Here is a 789-nt window from a genome sequence, read left to right on the forward strand (position 1 = left end):
CCCCACCACCTCCTGGGCCGACCCCGCCCACCGCACCCCCCACCCCCTGCCCCCACCCGGCCCCACCACCTGGACCCGCACCTACTGGCCCCACTGAGGCCGAACCGGCACGCACGCCTTTTCACCCACCCCTGAACCACCCGATCGGAGAGGTCATGAACGTCCTGCACCAGCGGACGGATCACGCCGGTTCCCCACCGGCACCACGCGCCCGAGTGGTGATCGCCAAACCCGGACTCGACGGCCACGACCGCGGCGCCAAAGTCATCGCCCGTGCGCTGCGCGACGCCGGCTACGAGGTGATCTACACCGGGCTGCACCAGACCCCCGAGCAGATCGTCGCCACCGTCATCGCCGAGGACGCCCCGATCCTGGGCCTCTCCGTGCTCTCCGGCGCACATCTGACGGTCGTCGAGAAGGTGATCCGGCTGCTGACCCAGGAGGACGCGGGCGACACACGCATCCTCGTCGGCGGCATCATCCCGGACGCCGACATCCCCGTCCTCCGGGCCATGGGTGTCGACGCCGTCTTCACCCCCGGCGCGGACATCCGCGGGATCGTCGAGACCGTCGACCGGCTCAGCGCCGCCCCGAACGCACCTCTGGAGGCGGCATGCTGACCAAAGTTCTCATCGCCAATCGTGGCGAGATCGCGGTCCGTGTGGCCCGGGCCTGCCGGGACGCCGGGCTGGCGAGTGTGGCCGTCTACGCCGATCCGGACCGGGACGCGCTGCATGTCCGCGCCGCGGATGAGGCGTTCGCCCTGGGCGGTGACACCCCCGCCACCAG

At 71.6% G+C, this 789-nt stretch carries 2 protein-coding genes; both read left to right on the plus strand.

Annotation, left to right across the window (positions count from 1 at the left end):
• Nucleotides 1–155: 155 nt before the first annotated feature.
• Nucleotides 156–620: a cobalamin B12-binding domain-containing protein gene (locus ABD224_RS29260; protein ID WP_344055352.1), complete on the plus strand. Its 465-nt coding sequence runs from the start codon at nt 156–158 to the stop codon at nt 618–620.
• Nucleotides 617–789: biotin carboxylase N-terminal domain-containing protein (locus ABD224_RS29265; protein ID WP_344055354.1), on the plus strand; the 173-nt coding region annotated here is incomplete at its 3' end. The genes ABD224_RS29260 and ABD224_RS29265, both read left to right, overlap by 4 nt.

Source organism: Streptomyces thermoalcalitolerans (assembly GCF_039525155.1).
Taxonomy (GTDB): domain Bacteria; phylum Actinomycetota; class Actinomycetes; order Streptomycetales; family Streptomycetaceae; genus Streptomyces; species Streptomyces thermovulgaris.

Coding starts and splice junctions, on each gene's coding strand:
- ABD224_RS29260 (WP_344055352.1), top strand. CDS start 156: ATGAACGTCCTGCACCAGCGGACGGATCACGCCGGTTCCCCACCGGCA.